Origin of the sequence: Leptotrichia sp. oral taxon 218 (assembly GCF_018128225.1) — a bacterium.
Lineage (GTDB): Bacteria > Fusobacteriota > Fusobacteriia > Fusobacteriales > Leptotrichiaceae > Leptotrichia.
Genome location: NZ_CP072377.1, coordinates 538,539 through 556,619 on the forward strand (window position 1 = coordinate 538,539; position 18,081 = coordinate 556,619).

An 18,081-nucleotide genomic window follows, 5' to 3' on the forward strand; every position below is an offset into this window, starting at 1 on the left:
AAAAATGTGGAAAAAAATAACTTATGGAGTATTGCTTTTAATATTGATATACTTTATATATGCCGTGTTTTTTAAAAAAATTCCAACGCCATTGGAGCAGATGCAAAAAGATATGAAGGCTAAAAAAGTTGTGTATAGACTGAGAGATGAAGTAATAGTTTATGCTGATGAGCAAATCGGTTCTGAGGGCGATGAAGTTGTAAAATTTAAAAAAGTTATAATTGATTTGGTCAAGAAAAAAATGCTTATTTCTGGAAAAGAAGGAGAAGTAAACACAAAGACCTATGATACGATTTTAAAAGGAAAAGTCGTAGGAGTGACAAAGGACAAAAAGTGGGAAATTTACACAGAGCGAGTTGACTATAAAAAACAAGGTGACAAGTTGATTTCTCCAGTTAGGACAAAACTTGTAAACAATGTTGACAAGACAGTTTCTGAATCGGATAAAGTTGAGACGACCACAACTTTTCAAGATATAGTTGCGACGGGGCATGTAAGCTATGTTAATAATAAAGATAAAAAGAAAATGACAGCTGATAAAATAACTTATAATGATCCAACAAAAGTAAGTTTTGCAGAAGGACATGTCGTTTATACCGAAGAAAAGAAAAAAAGAACATTGACAGCTGATAAAATGAGATATGATGACATTAATAAAATAGGAAATGCTGAAGGAAATGTGCATTATAAAGATCCAAAAAATACATTGGACGCTCAAAAAGCGGATTATTATATGAAAGACGATGAAAGAGTTGAAGGTTATGGAAATGTTGTTTATAAGGGAAATGACAGCGTGATAACAGCGGATAGTGCCGTGTACTTTATTAAAAGAAAGCAGATTACTGGAAATGGACATGTTGTTTATCGAGGAAAAGACAGCGTGATAACAGGGGACAGTGTTGTATATCTTGTTGATCAGAAACAGGTCAATGGAAATGGACATGTTGTGTATACTGGAAATGATAGTGTAATTAAAGCAGACAGCGCAATGTATCTTATTAATAAAAAGCAAGTTGACGGACGAGGAAATGTAAATTATACTGGAAAAACTATGATAATTACTGGAGACCATGTTTTTTTTGACAAGATTGCTAATATAATAAATGCCGATGGAAACGGAACTTATAATTATTTGCCACGAAAAACGACAGGAACTTACAGAAGCGGAGTTTATGATTTAAAATCACGAACTATGACGACAAATGATTATTATACAGTTAATTACGATGACTATAAAATGGATGGAACTGGACTTGTGTATAGTTTTGCAACAGGAGATGCGACAATGAACGGACCTTTTAATGTCAGAAAGCAAAATTTTACAGTTCATGGGGAAAATGGTACGATGAATACGATCTCCAAAGATATTTATGCAAATAAAATGGTTATGACAAGTGTTCAAGGAGATAGAATTTCAGCGGATAAAGGTCAGGGAAGTTTTGAGAAAAAAGAATTTAGGTTTGACGGACATGTGACTGGTAAAATTCGTGGAAATGTAAAAGATTTGGCAAATGACCCAAGACCGCTTGTGGAATCAGAAGCTGTACATTTTAGAGGAAATACAGCAAAAGTTTATTTTGTAAAACACAAAAAAGGAAATAATATGAGTATTACTCGTACTGAAATTAAACAGGATGTTCATATGACTTATAAAGATATCACGCTTGATTCGCAGTACAATGAAATGGATTCACTAAGAAACCTAATTCTAGCTAGAGATAAAGTAATGGTTGACTTTAAAAATAGTACTAAAATGACTTCAAATTATTTGTATATGGATATGAATAAACAAGAAGGATACGCAAGAAATAATGTTAAAATTGTGAGCACATTGCCGCAGTTTAAAACGATTAATACAAGTGCAGACAAAGCGATTATTTATTTAAAAGACAAAAAGATAAGACTAAATGGAAATGTTGTCACTTATCAAGGAAAAACAATGATTTCTTCCAAAGAAGCGACATATGATATAAGAAATAGAGTATTAGAAAATTATGGAAATATTCAGATGCAATATGAATTGAACAACGGCGGATTTGAGCAAAATAGATCAGATCCCAAAAATGTGGCGGCAGTACAGGAAGTTATAAATAAATTATCGTTTAACGAAGAAAATGGAAGAGCTGTCTTGCCAAAATCAATGACTGCTTCAAATGGAGTGCCTGTTTCGATAAAATGGAAATCTTCAAATTCAGCACTTATGTCAGTCACTGGAAAAGTCAATAAATCATTTTATGGCGGAAAAACTCAGGAAGTTGCAATCAGTGCAAAAGCTAGAGCTGGAACTGATACAGCTGAGAAAAACTTTAATAAGGCAGTGCCGTCTGAAAGTACGAAAGAGATGCTAACTCGTGCGGCAGATAATATTTATTTCCCAGAAACTGGAGAAAATTTGCCATCAACTGTGAAAATAAATGTGCATAAAAAAGCAATAGATGTGCCAGTAAAATGGACTAAAAATGGTAAAAAGCACACGGCTACATTAGATTACGACGGAGTTCAGTACGAAAAAGATTTTGAAAAAGAAGAATAGTTTTATAAATTTTCTAAAAAATTATTATTTTGTTATTTTGTTTTTTATAGTAAAAAATTTCAATTATTAAAAAAAAGTAGAAAAAAAAGTGAAAATGATTTATAATAATTTAGTAGAAATATTTTAAAATTAAAAATTAGGAGAAAAAAATGGCCAGAAAAATCAGTATAGAAGCTGATAGTTTAAAAAAAATATACAAAAAAAGAGAAGTGGTCAAAAATGTCAGTTTGTCAATGGAAAAAGGTGAAGTTGTGGGACTGCTTGGTCCAAACGGTGCTGGAAAGACGACGACATTTTATATGATTACAGGAATTGTCAGACCAAATTACGGTCGTGTTATGTACAACGGACAAGAAATTACAAATTTTCCAATGTATAAAAGAGCAAGATTGGGACTTGGTTATTTGCCACAAGAAGCTTCAGTTTTTAGAAATTTGACAGTTGAAGAAAATATAATTTCAGTTTTGGAGATGCGAGGTGTGAGAAAAAAAGAAAGAGTTGCAAGAATGCAGAACCTTATTGAAGAGTTTAAATTATCGCATGTGGCAAAAAGTTTGGGTTATGCGCTGTCAGGTGGGGAGAGAAGAAGGGTGGAAATTGCCAGAACAATTTCTACAAATCCTGATTTTATATTGCTTGATGAACCATTTGCGGGAGTTGACCCAATTGCCGTGGAAGATATTCAAAACATAATAATTCAGTTAAAAGAGCGGGGACTTGGAGTTCTGATTACCGATCACAATGTGCGTGAAACACTTAGAATTACAGAAAGAGCGTATATAATGGCAGAAGGTACGATTTTGATTTCTGGAACAGGTGAGCAAATTGCGGCTGATGAAACTGCTAGAAGAGTTTATTTGGGAGATAAATTTAAGTTGGATTAAATAAAAAAATATGTAAAAATTGTTGCTTTTACAGATAAAAAATTTAAGAAATGAAGGAGAAAAAAGAAAAAATGACAGGAAATGAAATAAGAAAAAGTTTTGTAGATTTTTTTAAATCAAAGGAGCATAAACATTTTGAAAGTGCTTCGTTAATACCAGATGATAAAAGTTTGTTGTTGACGGTTGCTGGGATGGTGCCGTTTAAGCCATTTTTCTTGGGAGAGAAGGAAGCTCCGTTTCCAAGAATTACGACTTATCAAAAATGTATAAGAACTAACGATTTGGAAAATGTAGGAAGAACGCCTAGACACCATACATTTTTTGAAATGCTGGGAAATTTCTCGTTTGGAGATTACTTTAAAAAAGAAGCGATTGAATGGTCTTGGGAATATATAACAAAAGTTTTAAAATTGGATCCAGAAAGACTTTATGTTTCTGTTTATAAAACAGACGATGAGGCTTATGAAATTTGGAATAAGGAAATTGGAGTGCCTGAAGATAGAATTGTTAGACTTGGAGAAGAAGATAACTGGTGGGCAGCTGGACCTGTAGGTTCTTGTGGGCCTTGTAGTGAAATTTATTACGATACACAAAATATGGGTAAAAATAATGAAGAAATTAACTGTAAGCCAGGAGATGAAGGAGATAGATTCTTAGAAATTTGGAACCTTGTGTTTACTGAATGGAATAGACTTGAAGACGGTTCGCTTGTGCCACTTCCAGAAAAAAATATTGATACAGGAGCAGGACTTGAAAGAATAGCTTCAGTTGTGCAAAAAAAAGATAATAACTTTGAAACTGATATATTTATGCCGATAATAAAAGGCATTGAAAAAGTTTTAGATATTAAGAAAGAAGAATTTGAAATTACTGTAAAAGTTATTGCGGATCATATTAGAGCGTCAGTATTTTTGATAGCGGATGGAGTTTTGCCATCAAATGAAGGTCGTGGATATATTTTAAGAAAAATTATAAGAAGAGCATTTGGTGCGGGAGTCGTTGCGAAACAAAAATTGGAAATTACGAAAGATGATTTGTTCTTGTATAAATTAGTACCTTATGTTGTGGAAAATATGAAAGAGGCATATCCAGAATTAGTTGAAAAACAAGAATACATTGAAAAAGTTTTAAAACTTGAGCAAGAAAGATTTGCGTTGACATTGAAAAATGGAATTGAAATGCTAACTGAAGAAATTGAAAAAATGGATAAAGAAGGAATTAAAAAACTTTCAGCAGATGCTTCGTTTAAATTATACGATACATTTGGACTTCCATTTGAATTGACAGAATTAATTTTGGAAAATCAAGGGTATGAAGTTTCTGAAGAAGAATTTAACAAAAAATTAGAAGAACAAGTAAAAAGATCAAAAAATAGCAGAGTTACAGTTTCAGATATGATAAAAGATGATTTTATTGATAAATTCTTTGAAGAACACGGAAAAACTGAATTTACAGGATATGAAAAATTTAAAGATGAAGGAAAGATTTTGCATATTGCTAAAAGTGAAGGGATTTCAGGATATGAAGTGATTTTTGATAGAACGCCATTTTATGCGGAATCAGGAGGACAAGTTGCTGATACTGGAATTATTACTTCTGGAGAATTTGAAGGAAAAGTTGTAAATGTTGTGAAAAAACATGATGTGTTTATTCATCAAGTAGAGATTGTAAAAGGAATTGCTCCATCAGTTGGTGCAGAAGTAAAAATGAAAATTGATGCGGATCGTAGAAAAGATATTCAAAGAAACCATACTGCAACACATATTTTACATAAAGTTTTAAGAGAAAATTTAGGAACTCACGTTGAGCAATCTGGTTCGCTTGTGGATGATGAAAAATTGAGATTTGACTTTTCACATTATGAAGCAATTGAGCCAGAAATGATTGAAAAAATCGAAAAATCTGTAAATGACATTATTTTGTCTAACTTGAAAGTTAAAATTGATTTTGAAAATATTGAAGATGCGAAAAAAAGAGGAGCGATGGCACTTTTCTCTGATAAATATGGAGATGTAGTTCGTGTCGTTGAAATTGACGGATATTCAATCGAGCTTTGTGGAGGTGCACATGTTAAGTCTACTGGAGAAATTGGATTATTCAATATCGAATCTGAAAGTGGAATAGCTTCAGGAACTCGTAGAATTACAGCAACAACTGGACATGCGAGTTTGAAATATGTTAATAAACTTGAAGAAAAATTAAGTAAAGTTGCTGGAATGTTGAAAACTGATGGAAAAAATGTGGTTGACGTTGTAGAGAAATATATTGCAGAAGCTAAAAGTATCGTAAAAGAATATGAGCAATTACAAACTAAATTAGTAAAATATGAAATCAATGAATTACTTGAAAATGTAGATGAAATAAATGGAGTAAAAGTATTAAAAGCTGCATTTGCAAATAAAGATGTAAACGAATTAAAAGAAATCGTAGATAGAGGAAAAGAAAAACTTCAATCTGGAATTATTATTTTGGGAACAAATAATGGCGGAAAAGCGATTTTCGTAGTTGGAGTTACAAAAGACTTGATTTCAAAAGTAAAAGCTGGAGAAATAGTAAAAGTTGCAGCTCAAGTTGCTGGCGGAAACGGTGGAGGAAGACCTGATTTTGCACAAGCTGGTGGAAAAGATGGAAATGCTGTAAAAGAAGCTGTTGATAAAGCATTTGAGTTTGTAAATGAAAAATTATAATTTATATAATTGAATAAATGCCAATTAGCAAGGAGGTTATCCCCTTGTCGAAAAATTAATTCATAATTTGAATAATAAAATTTAGAAATGAGAAAAAGATGAGAAAATTTATTGGACTTGATGTCGGAGATGTGAGAATTGGGGTTGCGAAATGCGATCCTTTGGGAATTCTTGCGACTGCTCTTGAAGTGATTGATAGGACGAAGATAGATCCGATTGCAAGAATAAAAGAGATTTTAGATGATGAAGGTACGAAAAAAATTGTCGTAGGAATGCCGAAAAGTCTTGATGGTTCAAAAAAACGTCAAGTTGAAAAAGTGGAAGAATTTGTGGAAGAATTGAAAAAAAATATTCCAAATATTCAAATTTTCTTTGTAGATGAGCGTTACACGACGACAGAAGCAGAACATTATTTGAAAAATTATTCTAAAAAGAATGGGAAAGAACGAAGGAAAGTTGTGGATATGGTGGCAGCTTCGATAATTTTACAAAAATATTTGGATACATTGAAATAAATAGAGAAAGGATTTTAATATGGAAAATAGTAAAAAGCACTATATTTGGCTACTTATTATATTAGTTGTTCCAGCTATTATTTTATCATTAAATAAAATAAAGCTTGGATTGGATTTGCGGGGAGGAACTTCGGTTGTGCTTCAAGCGCAGGGGAAAATTGACAAAGATACGATGAACAAAGTAAAAGACATTATTGAGAGAAGGGTAAACAGCCTTGGAGTAGCAGAACCTGTAATTCAAATAAGTGGAAATGACAAGTTAATCGTAGAACTTGCGGGAATTAAAGATCCTAAAAAAGCGGTTGACTTGATAGGGACAACAGCAAAGCTGGAATTTAAAATAAAAGATGCAAATGGGAATTATGGACCTACACTTTTAGAAGGTTCGGCACTTAAAAATGCAGGAATTGGACAAGATAACTTGAGCCGTCCAGTTGTAACTTTTGAGCTAACTCCTTCTGGAGCTGAAAAATTTGCGAAAATTACAAGAGAAAACAAAGGAAAACAACTTGCAATTATGCTTGACGGGAAAGAACAGTCAGCACCTAGAATTAACGAAGAAATTGCTGGTGGAAGTGGAAGTATAAGCGGAAACTTTACGATGGAATCAGCAAATGATTTGGCAAATTTATTAAAATCTGGTGCACTTCCTGTAGAAATAAAAATTGTTGAAAATAGAACAGTTGGTGCGACACTTGGAGTTGATTCAATTCAAAAAACTGAAATAGCTGGAGTAATTGCAATGTTAGCGATTTCAATTTTTATGATAGCAATTTATAAAATACCTGGAATTGTGGCGGATATTGCATTACTTATAAATGGATTTTTGGTATTGGCTTCACTTAGCATGGTTGGTGCGGCATTGACACTTCCAGGAATTGCTGGGTTTATTTTAACACTTGGAATGGCAGTTGACTCGAATGTAATTACATATGAGAGAATTAAAGAAGAAATGGCGCAAGGGGAATCTTTGCACGATGCGATAGAAAATGGGTACAGTAATGCTCTTCCAGCAATAATTGATGGGAATATAACGACATTACTAATAGCGGCAGTATTATTTTTCTTGGGAACAGGACCGATTAAAGGTTTTGCTGTAACCTTGTCGCTTGGGGTAGTTGTTACAATAATAACGGCAGTATTTGTTTCAAAAATATTACTTCGTTTTGTCGTAAAAGCATTTAATTTGAAAAAAGAACAGCTGTTCTGGAAAGGAGTTCCAAAAAATGACTAAATTTCGAGTGATAAAACATCAAAAATATTATTTGTCGTTTTCGGCAATAATGGTAATATTGTCCCTAATATTTCTTTTTACTATAAAATTAAATTTGGGGATAGATTTTAAAGGTGGAAATCTTATTCAGTTAAAATATCCACAAAAAGTGGAACAAGTAAAAGTAAATGGAACATTAGATAATTTAATAAGTGCAATTCCGCAGTTAAAGACAAAAAGAGTACAGTTTTCAGAAACAGACAACAGTGTTATAATTAGAACAAGTCAGTTGACAAATGCTCAAAAAAATGAAATGTTGACACAGCTTGAAAAAAATACTGGAAAATATGAAATTACAAAAGATGACACAGTTGGAGCGGTAATCGGGAAAGAATTGACTATGAATGCGATAAAGGCGCTTTTGATTGGAAGTATATTTATTGTAATTTACATAACTGTAAGATTTGAATTAGTTTATGCCATTGCTGGAATTTTGGCACTTCTTCACGATGTAATTATTTCATTTGGACTTATTGCGCTTTTCAGATACGAAATTGATACTCCGTTTGTTGCGGCAATTTTAACAATTTTAGGATATTCAATAAATGACACGATTGTGGTATTTGACAGAATTCGTGAAAATGAAAAGAAAAGTAAGAAAAATAGAGAAAATAAACCTTTTTCGGAAATCGTTGAAACTGGGATAAATCAAGTATTTGCTCGTTCAATTTATACTTCTCTTACAACATTATTTTCAGTTATAGTTTTACTTATTTTTGGTGGAGATTCGCTAAAAACTTTTAGTATGACATTGTTTTTAGGAATGTTGTTTGGTACTTATTCATCAATATTTGTGGCAAGTCCGCTAGTTTATTTGATGAAAAAATTGAAAAAAAATAATAATAACGATAAAAAACAAGAAAAATCAAATAGAACAACTAAAACAGTAAACGGATACGATGAAAAAGATAAAGTATTAGTTTAATCAATAAAATAGGAGCTTTTTGCTCCTATAATAATTATAGAGGTGAATTAAAATGCGTTGTTGGGCGGAAATAAACATTAAAAACTTATATCACAATATAGATGAAATTGAAAAAGTGGCACCAAAAGAAAAGATGATAGCCGTTATAAAAGCGGATGCTTATGGTCACGGAATGTTAAAAATATGCGAATCATTGATTCAAAAAGGAATTAGGCATTTTGCTGTTGCAACTGCGGAAGAAGCACTAAAAGTAAAGGAATTTGACAGTGATGTGAGCGTTCTTATTTTGGGACCGATAGAATATGAATATATGGATAAAATTTCAGAAAAAAATATTTATTTTATGGTCACAGATTTCGAAGAAATTAAATATTTGGAAAAATCTCAAATTCCAACTGATGTATTTTTAGCGGTTGATACGGGAATGGGAAGAGTTGGATTTCAAAAGCATGAGATTGACGAATTGACTGAAAAATTAAAAAATTGCAAATTTGTAAATCCAGTAGGAATTTTTTCACATTTTTCTTCTTCGGATACAGATGCGAAATATACTGAGTTTCAAGAAAATAATTTTCAAGAAATTAGCAAAAAAATAATTTCAAAATTGCCATCTATAAAATACAAACATTTGTTAAACAGTTTTGGAAGTTTAAAATTAAAAAATGACAAATATGATTTTGTGAGAGTTGGAATAATAATTTACGGAGGTGTTACCGATGAAGAGACAACACCTTATAAATTTAAACCCGTGATGTCACTTTTTGCTAAAATTAGCTATATCAAAAAATTGAAAGAAGATAGTTTTATAAGTTATGGAAATACTTATTTGGGAAAAGCAGGTCAGACTTATGCGACTGTTTCGATAGGTTATGCTGATGGAGTTAGAAGAGATTTGTCAAATAAAGGATGTGTCTATTATAAGGGACATAGATGCAAAATTGTGGGAAGAGTTTGCATGGATCAGCTTATGGTGCATATTCCAGAAGAATTGGCGAATGAAGTGAAAAAAGGCGATGTGGTTGAATTTTTTGGAGAAAATATAGGCGTTTCGGAAGTTGCCGAGTTATGTAATACAATTTCATATGAGATTTTATGTGGAATTAGTCAGAGAGTTCCAAGAATTTATGTAAAATAGGAGAAATTTTATGATATTGGACACAATGTTTGTAATGATGTTGGTGGCATTTCTTGTGATGGGATACGGATATGGATTTACTTTGGGATTTTATGACATGTTTAAATGGATATTTATTATGTTTTTCTCAAAATTATTATTTGATACAATTATTAAAAGACCTAAAGCATCGTTATTCAATCAGTTGAATTTTTACATAATATTAATATTCTTGCTTTATTTAATTATTACAATATTTTTGTTCAAAAATTCCCAATTTTTAAAAAAATAAAAGTGGATGAAAGATTTAATGGAGCTGCTGGAATGTTATTTGCTGGGATAAAAATGTTTTTGGTTGTATTAATTATCTATGTTATAGTTGTAATTGGCGGGATGAAAAGTAAAAGAGTTAAAACTTTATGCAAAGAAAGTAAAGTGATACAGACCGTAGCAGATTTTGCTCCTCAATATATAGATTTATTTCCAAAATTTATGAAATATTCCATTAAAAATTATACAGAAGAAAAAAAAGAGAGAGAAAAAATAAAAGAAGTGCTGGATTATTATAGAAAAAATGATAAAAATGACAATTTTAAATTTTAAAAAATAAAGGAAATAATATGAAAACGATAGATAGATATATTTATAGTTCATTAATTTTACCGTCGCTATTTGGAATCAGCATATTTACATTTATTATGATGTTAAATGTCGTGATGGAAATTATGGAACGAATATTTGCAAGTGACTTACCAACTATGTCAATAGTGGATTATGTGTTTTATGCAATGCCAGGAGTACTTGTTCAGACGATACCGATGGGAGCGTTTTTGGGAGTGATGCTAGTTTACGGCGGACTTTCTGAAACTAACGAAATTGTTGCAATGGAAGGTTCTGGAATTGGACTTTTTAGAATAATAAGACCTGCATTTTTCTTTGGACTTGTTTTAACAATAATTGGTTTGAGCTTGGAAATTTATGTAAATCCTAGAGCACTTGCAAATATTAATGCACAGACAAAGTTAATACTTGCTTCAAAACCAAATTCGTTGACGGAAGAAAAAATATTTTTGACAAATGAAGAAAAGGGATTTGGCTTTTATATTGACGAAGTAAATAATAAAAATGCGACGGCAAAACATTTTTTGTTTATAAATAAAAGAGGAAATAATCCTTATCCAATAGTATTTTTAGCAGAAAGTGCAAAATTTGATCCAGGAATAATAAAGTTTAAAAATATTGAAGGATTTTTGTTTAAAAACGATGGAAGTAGTCATGTTCAAGCAAAATATCAAGAGCAGGAAGTCCCAATCACTACATTTTTTAAAACGGAAAAAAAATTTAAAGAAAAAAGCAGAAAAGAAATGAATTTAAAAGAATTAAAAAATTATTATAAAAAAAATATTAAAAATAAAGATCCAGAACGAAGAGAAGATGCACTAAAGGCGTTAGTTGAAATATATCAGAGGGTTATTGGACCTCTTGCAAGTACATTTTTGTGTTGGTTGGGAGTGCTACTTTCAGTTGGACATAGAAGAAGCGGGAGAGGAATAAGTTTTGGAGTCAGTCTTATTGTAATTTTTGGATATATTGGTTTAGTCAGTTATGCCAAAATTATGGTGTTAAAAAATCATGTTTCAGCGAATATTGCGATGTGGACACCAAATTTTGTGCTTTTATTACTTTGTATTTATTTTTCTGTGAAAAAAATGAAAGGGAATTAAGCCAAAAAAGGAGAATATTAAACAATGATAAGTAAATTAGATAGATATATAATTATAAATTATATAAAAAGTTTTTTTCTGGGTATGATGATGTTCTTTTTAATATTTATATTGGCAGAAAGTATTAATATTACTGGTTGGATGATGGACGGGAAATTTAAGTTTCATGATGCGATAAAATATTTGAGATATGGAATTCCTGAAATTGTGACAAATACTGCGCCACTTGGAGTACTTTTGGGAAGTCTTTTATGTATAAGTAAAATGGCAAAACAGCTGGAAGTTGCTGCGATGAAGACAAGTGGTATAAGTTTTGCAAGAATAGTTTTATTTCCAGTCATATTTTCATTTTTAATAAGCGCTGGTGTATTTTGGCTAAATTATGGCTATTTGGGAAAAGCGAACACAAAAAAGAAAATTTAAAAGAACTTAAAATTAATGAAACGGATGTTCAAAAATCTAAATCTGAAAGAAACTTTATTTTTGTAAAAATTGATAAAAATACAGTTCTTTTTGCTGGATTTGCAAGCCGTACGACAGGTGAGATGAAAGATATTATAATAATAAAAATGAACAGAGGATTTAAAAAAATAGAAAAAATGTATACAGCAAAAAGTGCTAGAATTAATCCAAAAACAAATAAGTGGAGATTTGTAGACTTAAAAGACTATAATCTTACAACAAATTTGACAACGCCGATAGATAATTCAAAATTTAATTTTATTGCTTCGATGGATTATGTTTTAGCAGGTCCTGTAAAAGTAAAAAATTTGACAATGCCTGAATTGCGGCAAAAAGTTGTTTATTTTACAAGAGTTGGAGCGGATTCACTGGATTTGAGAATAGAATTTTATTATAGAATAGCATTTTCTCTTGCGTCGTTTGTCATGTGCTTTATTGGACTTTCGCTTGGAAGTAGATATGTTCGAGGAGGAGCTGCAGTAAATATTGGGTTATCGGTTATAATAGGATATGCTTATTATGGTGCGGCTACAATTTTGCGTTCACTTGCTGTGTCTGGAACAATACCAATTTATATGGCATGTTTTTTACCTTTAGTTGTATTTTTTGTTATAGGAATGAAATTATTTAAAGATGCTGAATATTAAAACTCAGAAAGGATTAAAAAATGACGGAAAAAATTAAAACAAAATCAGGAATAGAAGTTATTTTTGATAGATTAGAAAATATTTCAACTTGCTCAGTTGGAGTTTTTGTAAAAACTGGATCAAAAGATGAAAGTGATAATGAAGAAGGAATTTCACATCTTTTGGAACATATGATTTTTAAAGGGACAAAAAAGAGAAATTATTTTGAAATTTCAAGTGAAATTGATTATTTTGGAGCAAGTATTAATGCTCATACGACAAAAGAAGAAACTGTTTTTTATATAAATGCGCTGACTGAGTTTTTAGAAAAATCGGTGGACATTTTGTTTGATATAGTAACAAATTCGATTATTGACAAAGATGAACTGGAAAAAGAAAAAGATGTGGTTATCGAAGAGATAAAAATGTATAAAGATACACCTGATGATTTAGTTTTTGAACTGAATTATGGAGACTGCATAAATGGTCAGTATAGAAAGCCGATTATTGGGACTAAAGAGAGCGTCAAAGGATTTAGTTCTAATGATATAAAAAAATATTATAGTGAAAGATATACAAAAGATAATATTTTTGTTGTTGTTTCAGGAAATTTTGACAAAGATAAAATTATTTCGAAAGTTGATGAATATTTTGATAAATTACAAGATAAAAAAATTGACAGAAGAGATAAAATTGATTTTTCTTTTAATGAAGGGAAGAGAATTGAAAAAAAAGATATTAATCAAGTAAACATTTGCATATCTTTTGAAGGGAAAAGATATGATAGCAAAGATAAAGTTTATTTAGATCTTTCTTCGAACATCATAGGTGGTTCTATGAGTTCCAGACTTTTTCAGGAAATCCGTGAAAAAAATGGACTTGCTTACTCAGTTTATACTTACAATCAATATTATCTCTCAGGAGGAGTTTCGTCGACTTACATTGGTACAAATGTTCAAAATTATGAAAAAGCGATAGAAATTACATTAAATGAATTTGAAAAATTGAGAGAAAATGGCGTTTCTCAGGAGGAACTTCAAAAGGCTAAAAATAAATATATGAGTAAAATTGCGTTTTCGTTTGAAAATCCTCGTGCTAGAATGAGTATTCTTGGAAGTTATTATTCTCGGAAAAATGAGATTTTAGAGCCACAAAAGCTGAAAGATGAAATAAATGGCGTAAAATTAGAAGATATAAATAAATTTTTAAAAAATCAATATATTAAAAAAAATATTACAGTTTTAGGAAATATAAAATAAATTAGGAGATGAAAATGTTACAAAATCAGAGATTGTTAGAACAGATAAAAAGTAGTTTTTCTCAGATGGATAAAATCATTTTGTTGATAACATATGCACTTGTGACGCTTAGTACAATATTTGTCTATAGTGCAACTAGAAAAAGTGGATTTGTTGGGAAAAATATCATGTGGATTGCGATAGGGACTATTTTAGTAATTATTATATCGTTTATTGATTATAGAGAAGTAAGAAAATATACTAAGCATATATATGGAATATGTATTATTCTTTTGCTTGTTGTAAGATTTTTAGGGAAAAAAACATTGGGAGCACAGCGTTGGATTTCAATCGGACCTTTTCAGTTGCAGCCGTCAGAATTTGTAAAAATCGCTATTATTATAATGATTGCATATAGAATTGCAAATGAATATAAAGAGGGAATTAATAATTTGATGGATATTGTGACAGCAGTTTTGCCAGTTTCGCCACTTATTCTTTTAATTTTAATTCAGCCGGATTTGGGTACAACTTTGATTACAGTTTCGGCTTATGTGTTTATGATATTTTTATATGGTGCAAATATGAAGCCGATTTGGATAATTGGAACAGTTATTTTGCTCTCAATTTATCCTGTTTATAGATTTGTGCTAAGTGATTATCAAAAAACGAGAGTGGAAACATTTTTAAATCCAGCAAAAGATGAGAAAGGAACTGGTTGGCATGTAACTCAGTCAAAAATTTCAGTTGGAGCGGGAGGTGCGCTTGGAAAAGGAGTTTTGCAGGGAAGCCAAAGTAGATTGGAATTTTTGCCGGAAGCTCAGACAGATTTTATTTTTTCAGTTTTGTCTGAAGAATTGGGATTTGCTGGTTCAGTTCTAACTTTGCTGCTGTATTTTGGACTTATATTTAGGACAATGAGAATAACCCGTGTTATTCATGATGAGTTTGGGAAGCTTTTGCTCTACGGAATTTCAGGCGTGTTTTTTATGCATGTAATCGTAAATGTTGGAATGACAATAGGACTTGTGCCAGTTACTGGAAAACCGCTACTTTTCATGAGTTATGGAGGAAGTTCATTTCTTGCAGCGTTTCTTATGATAGGATTGGTTGAAAGTGTAAAAATTCACGCAGATTAGGAGAAAAATTTGGAAGAAAAAAAGTAGTTGTGAACTCTGAAATGGAAAATATGCGGCTTGATAGATATTTGCGAAAACAATTTAAAAATGAGCCGCTCAATAAAATTTTTTCATCCATCAGAAATGGGGATGTGAAGGTCAATGCTAAAAAGTCCAAAGAAAATTATCGGCTTTCTTTGGGCGATATTTTGACAATAAAAATGCTAAAATCTTCTGAAAAAAAAGAAAATAAATTTGAAAAAATTAAGATAAAAAAAGAAGATATTGAAAATTATAAAAAAATGGTAATTTTTGAGAATAAAGATTTTTTTATCGTGAATAAAAAAGAAAAAATTGCTATGCACAAAGGAACTGGGCATAGTTACGGACTTTCAGAAGTTTTTAAAAAAATTTATCAGAATGAGAATATAAATTTTTCAAATCGATTGGATTACGATACATCGGGACTTGTGATTGGCTGCAAGAATTTAAAATTTTTGCGGTATATTTCGGAAAAAATTAGAAATAATGAAGTCAAAAAAAAATATTTTGCAATTGTTCATAATAACAATAATAATAATAATAATAATATAAATATTAAAGAATTAAAAGAATTAAAAAAAGAAAATAAATTAAATTTTAAGATTGAAAATTATTTGACAACAGAAAAAAATGGAGTAATTGTAAGCGATAGTCCAATTTCAAAAGATTCAAAAAAAAGTATCACATATTTTAAAGAGAAAAAACTTGCACATTTAAAAAATTTTGAATTATTAAAAGATAAAAAAAATATAGTTTTAGATGTTGATTTGGTAACTGGAAGAAAGCATCAGATAAGAGCACAACTTGCAAATGCAGGTTTACCAATAATTGGAGATTCCAAATATGGTAAAAAAGAGGAAAAGTTTTATTTATGCTGCTATTTTGTTTCTTTTGATAATTATGAGTTTTCAATTGAAAGTGAAGTTTTTATTTAATATGATTTAATAATATTAAATAAAGTTTTTTCTAATTATCATAAGGTATTATTTTTGTGTAACATGTGTTATATTTTACTATTTTAAGTAAAGTAAAAATTAATAAAAATTAATAAATATGAGAGGTAAAAAAATGGGATTATTTTCGAGCAGAAAATCAAAAAAAAAGTATGCAACACTTACATCTAAATCAAAATTGACGCTAGATGTCGTTGATGACAATAAATGGCAAAAATGTAAGCGTTGTAATGAAATTATTTACAACGAAGATTTAAAAAACAATTTAAATATTTGTCCAAAATGTGGAAATTATTTTAGGCTTACAGCCTTTGAACGAATAGAGCTTCTTATTGACCATGGAACTTTTTTTGAAGAAGATATGACGATTAATTCAAAAAATATTTTAGATTTTTCAGGATATGAAGAAAAATTGGAAGTGGCAAGAGAGAAAAGTAGAATGCTTGATGGTGTAATTAGTGGAGTTGGTAAAATAAACGGAATAGATGTCAGTATTGCCGCAATGGAATTTAATTTTATGGGTGGAAGTATGGGTTCTGTTGTTGGAGAAAAAATAACTCGTGCACTGGAACGAGGACTTGAGAAAAAAATACCAGTTGTAATTGTGTCAAGTTCTGGTGGAGCTAGAATGCAGGAGGGAATTGTTTCGCTTATGCAAATGGCAAAAACTTCTGGAGCTGTGAAAAGATTAAATGAAGCTGGAATTCCTTTTATTTCAGTTCCAGTTGATCCAACTACAGGTGGAGTTACAGCGTCTTTTGCGATGCTTGGAGATGTGATTGTGACTGAGCCAAATGCACTAATTGCGTTTGCAGGGCCAAGAGTAATTGAACAAACTGTTAATCAAAAATTGCCAAAAGGATTTCAAAGAGCGGAATTTTTGTTGGAACATGGAATGGTAGATGTTATTTCTGAAAGAAAAGATCTGAAAGAAACAATTTATAGAATAATTGAAAAATTAATATAATTTAATAAATTTTATTAAAATTAGAGAGGAAAAAATATGAGTTTAAAAGATGAAATAAAAGAATTAGAAAATAACATAGCAGAGTTAAAAAATTTTTCCAAAGAAAAAAATATTGACTTTTCAGCTCAAATTTCTGAATTAGAAAATCAGTTGGAAGAAAAATATAAAAATTTTGAAGAAAATGAAATGGACGCTTGGGCTAGAATCCAAATTTCAAGAAATCCGCAAAGACCGTATACATTAGATTATATAAATGCATTAGCTGAGGATTTTGTCGAACTTCATGGAGATAGATTATCTAAAGATGATCACGCAATTGTCGGAGGACTGGCAGATGTGGATGGCTATAAATTTATGATAATTGGTCATCAAAAAGGAAGAGATATAGATTCAAATATTTACAGAAATTTTGGAATGGCAAGTCCAGAAGGATATAGAAAAGCGCTAAGACTTATGAGAATGGCACAAAGATTTAAATTGCCAATTTTGACTTTAATAGATACAGCAGGAGCTTATCCAGGAATTGAAGCTGAAGAAAAAGGTCAAGGAGAAGCAATCGCCATGAATTTAAAAGAAATGTTTGGCTTGAGAGTTCCTATTGTGTCTGTTGTCATCGGAGAAGGTGGAAGTGGTGGTGCACTTGGAATTGGTGTTGCTGATTCTGTGCTTATGCTTGAAAATAGTATATATTCTGTTATTTCGCCGGAAGGATGTGCCTCAATACTTTTTAACGACGCTTCAAAAGCTCCAGAAGCTGCAAAAAATTTGAAAATGGACGCAATAAGTTTAAAAAATCTGGGAGTTATTGATGAAATTATTGAAGAGCCGTTAGGTGGTGCTCACAGAGATTTTGAAAAAATGGCACAAAATTTGAAAGAAGCTGTTTTAAAAGAATTTGAAAAAATAGATAAATTTTCTATCGAAGAATTACTTGATAGAAGATATGAAAAATTTAGAAAAATGGGAGAATTTTTTGAATAAGATTTTCTAAAAATAAAAAAATTAATTTATTTAAATTTT

General features: G+C 30.7%; 15 protein-coding genes and 1 pseudogene. All 16 read left to right on the forward strand.

Annotated elements, in window-relative coordinates; all coding sequences use genetic code 11:
* Positions 1-4: 4 nt before the first annotated feature.
* The 16 genes and pseudogenes from J5A73_RS02600 to J5A73_RS02675 all read left to right on the forward strand — a co-directional run bounded on the left by J5A73_RS02600 (position 5) and on the right by J5A73_RS02675 (position 18,042).
* Positions 5-2,533 carry an LptA/OstA family protein gene (locus tag J5A73_RS02600; RefSeq protein ID WP_211616359.1) on the forward strand — a complete coding sequence of 843 codons (2,529 nt, stop codon included), beginning with the start codon at positions 5-7 and terminating at the stop codon, positions 2,531-2,533.
* Between the two features lie 149 nt (positions 2,534-2,682).
* On the forward strand, positions 2,683-3,417 hold the full coding sequence (lptB, locus tag J5A73_RS02605; RefSeq protein ID WP_211616361.1) for an LPS export ABC transporter ATP-binding protein: 735 nt from the start codon (positions 2,683-2,685) through the stop codon (positions 3,415-3,417).
* Between the two features lie 71 nt (positions 3,418-3,488).
* A complete protein-coding gene (gene alaS / locus J5A73_RS02610; RefSeq protein ID WP_211616363.1) occupies positions 3,489-6,104 on the forward strand; it encodes an alanine--tRNA ligase in 2,616 nt (871 codons plus the stop codon).
* Between the two features lie 98 nt (positions 6,105-6,202).
* The gene (ruvX, locus tag J5A73_RS02615; RefSeq protein WP_211616365.1) at positions 6,203-6,619 is read left to right on the forward strand and encodes a Holliday junction resolvase RuvX; all 417 of its coding nucleotides are present in this window, start codon (positions 6,203-6,205) and stop codon (positions 6,617-6,619) included.
* Positions 6,620-6,638: 19 nt separating this feature from the next.
* The gene (secD, locus tag J5A73_RS02620; RefSeq protein WP_211616367.1) at positions 6,639-7,853 is read left to right on the forward strand and encodes a protein translocase subunit SecD; all 1,215 of its coding nucleotides are present in this window, start codon (positions 6,639-6,641) and stop codon (positions 7,851-7,853) included.
* On the forward strand, positions 7,846-8,817 hold the full coding sequence (secF, locus tag J5A73_RS02625; RefSeq protein WP_211616369.1) for a protein translocase subunit SecF: 972 nt from the start codon (positions 7,846-7,848) through the stop codon (positions 8,815-8,817). Before secD ends, secF begins: the two co-directional genes overlap by 8 nt.
* A gap of 52 nt (positions 8,818-8,869) precedes the next feature.
* Positions 8,870-9,952 (forward strand): alanine racemase, encoded by a 1,083-nt coding sequence (alr, locus tag J5A73_RS02630; RefSeq protein WP_211616371.1) that lies wholly within the window; start codon positions 8,870-8,872, stop codon positions 9,950-9,952.
* A 10-nt stretch (positions 9,953-9,962) separates the two neighbouring features.
* On the forward strand, positions 9,963-10,223 hold the full coding sequence (locus J5A73_RS02635) for a hypothetical protein (protein ID WP_211616373.1): 261 nt from the start codon (positions 9,963-9,965) through the stop codon (positions 10,221-10,223).
* Positions 10,224-10,225: 2 nt separating this feature from the next.
* Positions 10,226-10,534, forward strand: a complete 309-nt coding sequence (locus J5A73_RS02640; RefSeq protein WP_211616375.1) for a hypothetical protein — start codon at positions 10,226-10,228, stop codon at positions 10,532-10,534.
* A 17-nt stretch (positions 10,535-10,551) separates the two neighbouring features.
* Entirely contained in the window at positions 10,552-11,655 is a 1,104-nt protein-coding gene (locus tag J5A73_RS02645; protein WP_211616377.1) for an LptF/LptG family permease, read from the forward strand.
* Between the two features lie 90 nt (positions 11,656-11,745).
* Positions 11,746-12,764: pseudogene (locus J5A73_RS02650) on the forward strand (LptF/LptG family permease).
* A 20-nt stretch (positions 12,765-12,784) separates the two neighbouring features.
* Complete coding sequence (locus J5A73_RS02655; RefSeq protein WP_211616379.1) at positions 12,785-14,002, forward strand: pitrilysin family protein; 1,218 nt, start codon at positions 12,785-12,787, stop codon at positions 14,000-14,002.
* Between the two features lie 14 nt (positions 14,003-14,016).
* Positions 14,017-15,120 (forward strand): rod shape-determining protein RodA, encoded by a 1,104-nt coding sequence (rodA, locus tag J5A73_RS02660; RefSeq protein WP_211616381.1) that lies wholly within the window; start codon positions 14,017-14,019, stop codon positions 15,118-15,120.
* A gap of 29 nt (positions 15,121-15,149) precedes the next feature.
* Positions 15,150-16,076 (forward strand): pseudouridine synthase, encoded by a 927-nt coding sequence (locus J5A73_RS02665; RefSeq protein WP_371813411.1) that lies wholly within the window; start codon positions 15,150-15,152, stop codon positions 16,074-16,076.
* Positions 16,077-16,209: 133 nt separating this feature from the next.
* Positions 16,210-17,061, forward strand: a complete 852-nt coding sequence (gene accD, locus J5A73_RS02670; RefSeq protein WP_211616383.1) for an acetyl-CoA carboxylase, carboxyltransferase subunit beta — start codon at positions 16,210-16,212, stop codon at positions 17,059-17,061.
* Positions 17,062-17,097: 36 nt separating this feature from the next.
* On the forward strand, positions 17,098-18,042 hold the full coding sequence (locus tag J5A73_RS02675) for an acetyl-CoA carboxylase carboxyltransferase subunit alpha (RefSeq protein ID WP_211616385.1): 945 nt from the start codon (positions 17,098-17,100) through the stop codon (positions 18,040-18,042).
* Positions 18,043-18,081: the final 39 nt, after the last annotated feature.

Bases quoted from the DNA above. Each gene is read 5' to 3' on its own strand.
- alaS (WP_211616363.1), top strand. From the start codon at position 3,489: ATGACAGGAAATGAAATAAGAAAAAGTTTTGTAGATTTTTTTAAATCA.
- accD (WP_211616383.1), top strand. From the start codon at position 16,210: ATGGGATTATTTTCGAGCAGAAAATCAAAAAAAAAGTATGCAACACTT.
- lptB (WP_211616361.1), top strand. From the start codon at position 2,683: ATGGCCAGAAAAATCAGTATAGAAGCTGATAGTTTAAAAAAAATATAC.
- alr (WP_211616371.1), top strand. From the start codon at position 8,870: ATGCGTTGTTGGGCGGAAATAAACATTAAAAACTTATATCACAATATA.
- ruvX (WP_211616365.1), top strand. From the start codon at position 6,203: ATGAGAAAATTTATTGGACTTGATGTCGGAGATGTGAGAATTGGGGTT.
- J5A73_RS02635 (WP_211616373.1), top strand. From the start codon at position 9,963: ATGATATTGGACACAATGTTTGTAATGATGTTGGTGGCATTTCTTGTG.
- rodA (WP_211616381.1), top strand. From the start codon at position 14,017: ATGTTACAAAATCAGAGATTGTTAGAACAGATAAAAAGTAGTTTTTCT.
- J5A73_RS02600 (WP_211616359.1), top strand. From the start codon at position 5: ATGTGGAAAAAAATAACTTATGGAGTATTGCTTTTAATATTGATATAC.
- J5A73_RS02675 (WP_211616385.1), top strand. From the start codon at position 17,098: ATGAGTTTAAAAGATGAAATAAAAGAATTAGAAAATAACATAGCAGAG.
- J5A73_RS02655 (WP_211616379.1), top strand. From the start codon at position 12,785: ATGACGGAAAAAATTAAAACAAAATCAGGAATAGAAGTTATTTTTGAT.
- J5A73_RS02645 (WP_211616377.1), top strand. From the start codon at position 10,552: ATGAAAACGATAGATAGATATATTTATAGTTCATTAATTTTACCGTCG.
- secF (WP_211616369.1), top strand. From the start codon at position 7,846: ATGACTAAATTTCGAGTGATAAAACATCAAAAATATTATTTGTCGTTT.
- secD (WP_211616367.1), top strand. From the start codon at position 6,639: ATGGAAAATAGTAAAAAGCACTATATTTGGCTACTTATTATATTAGTT.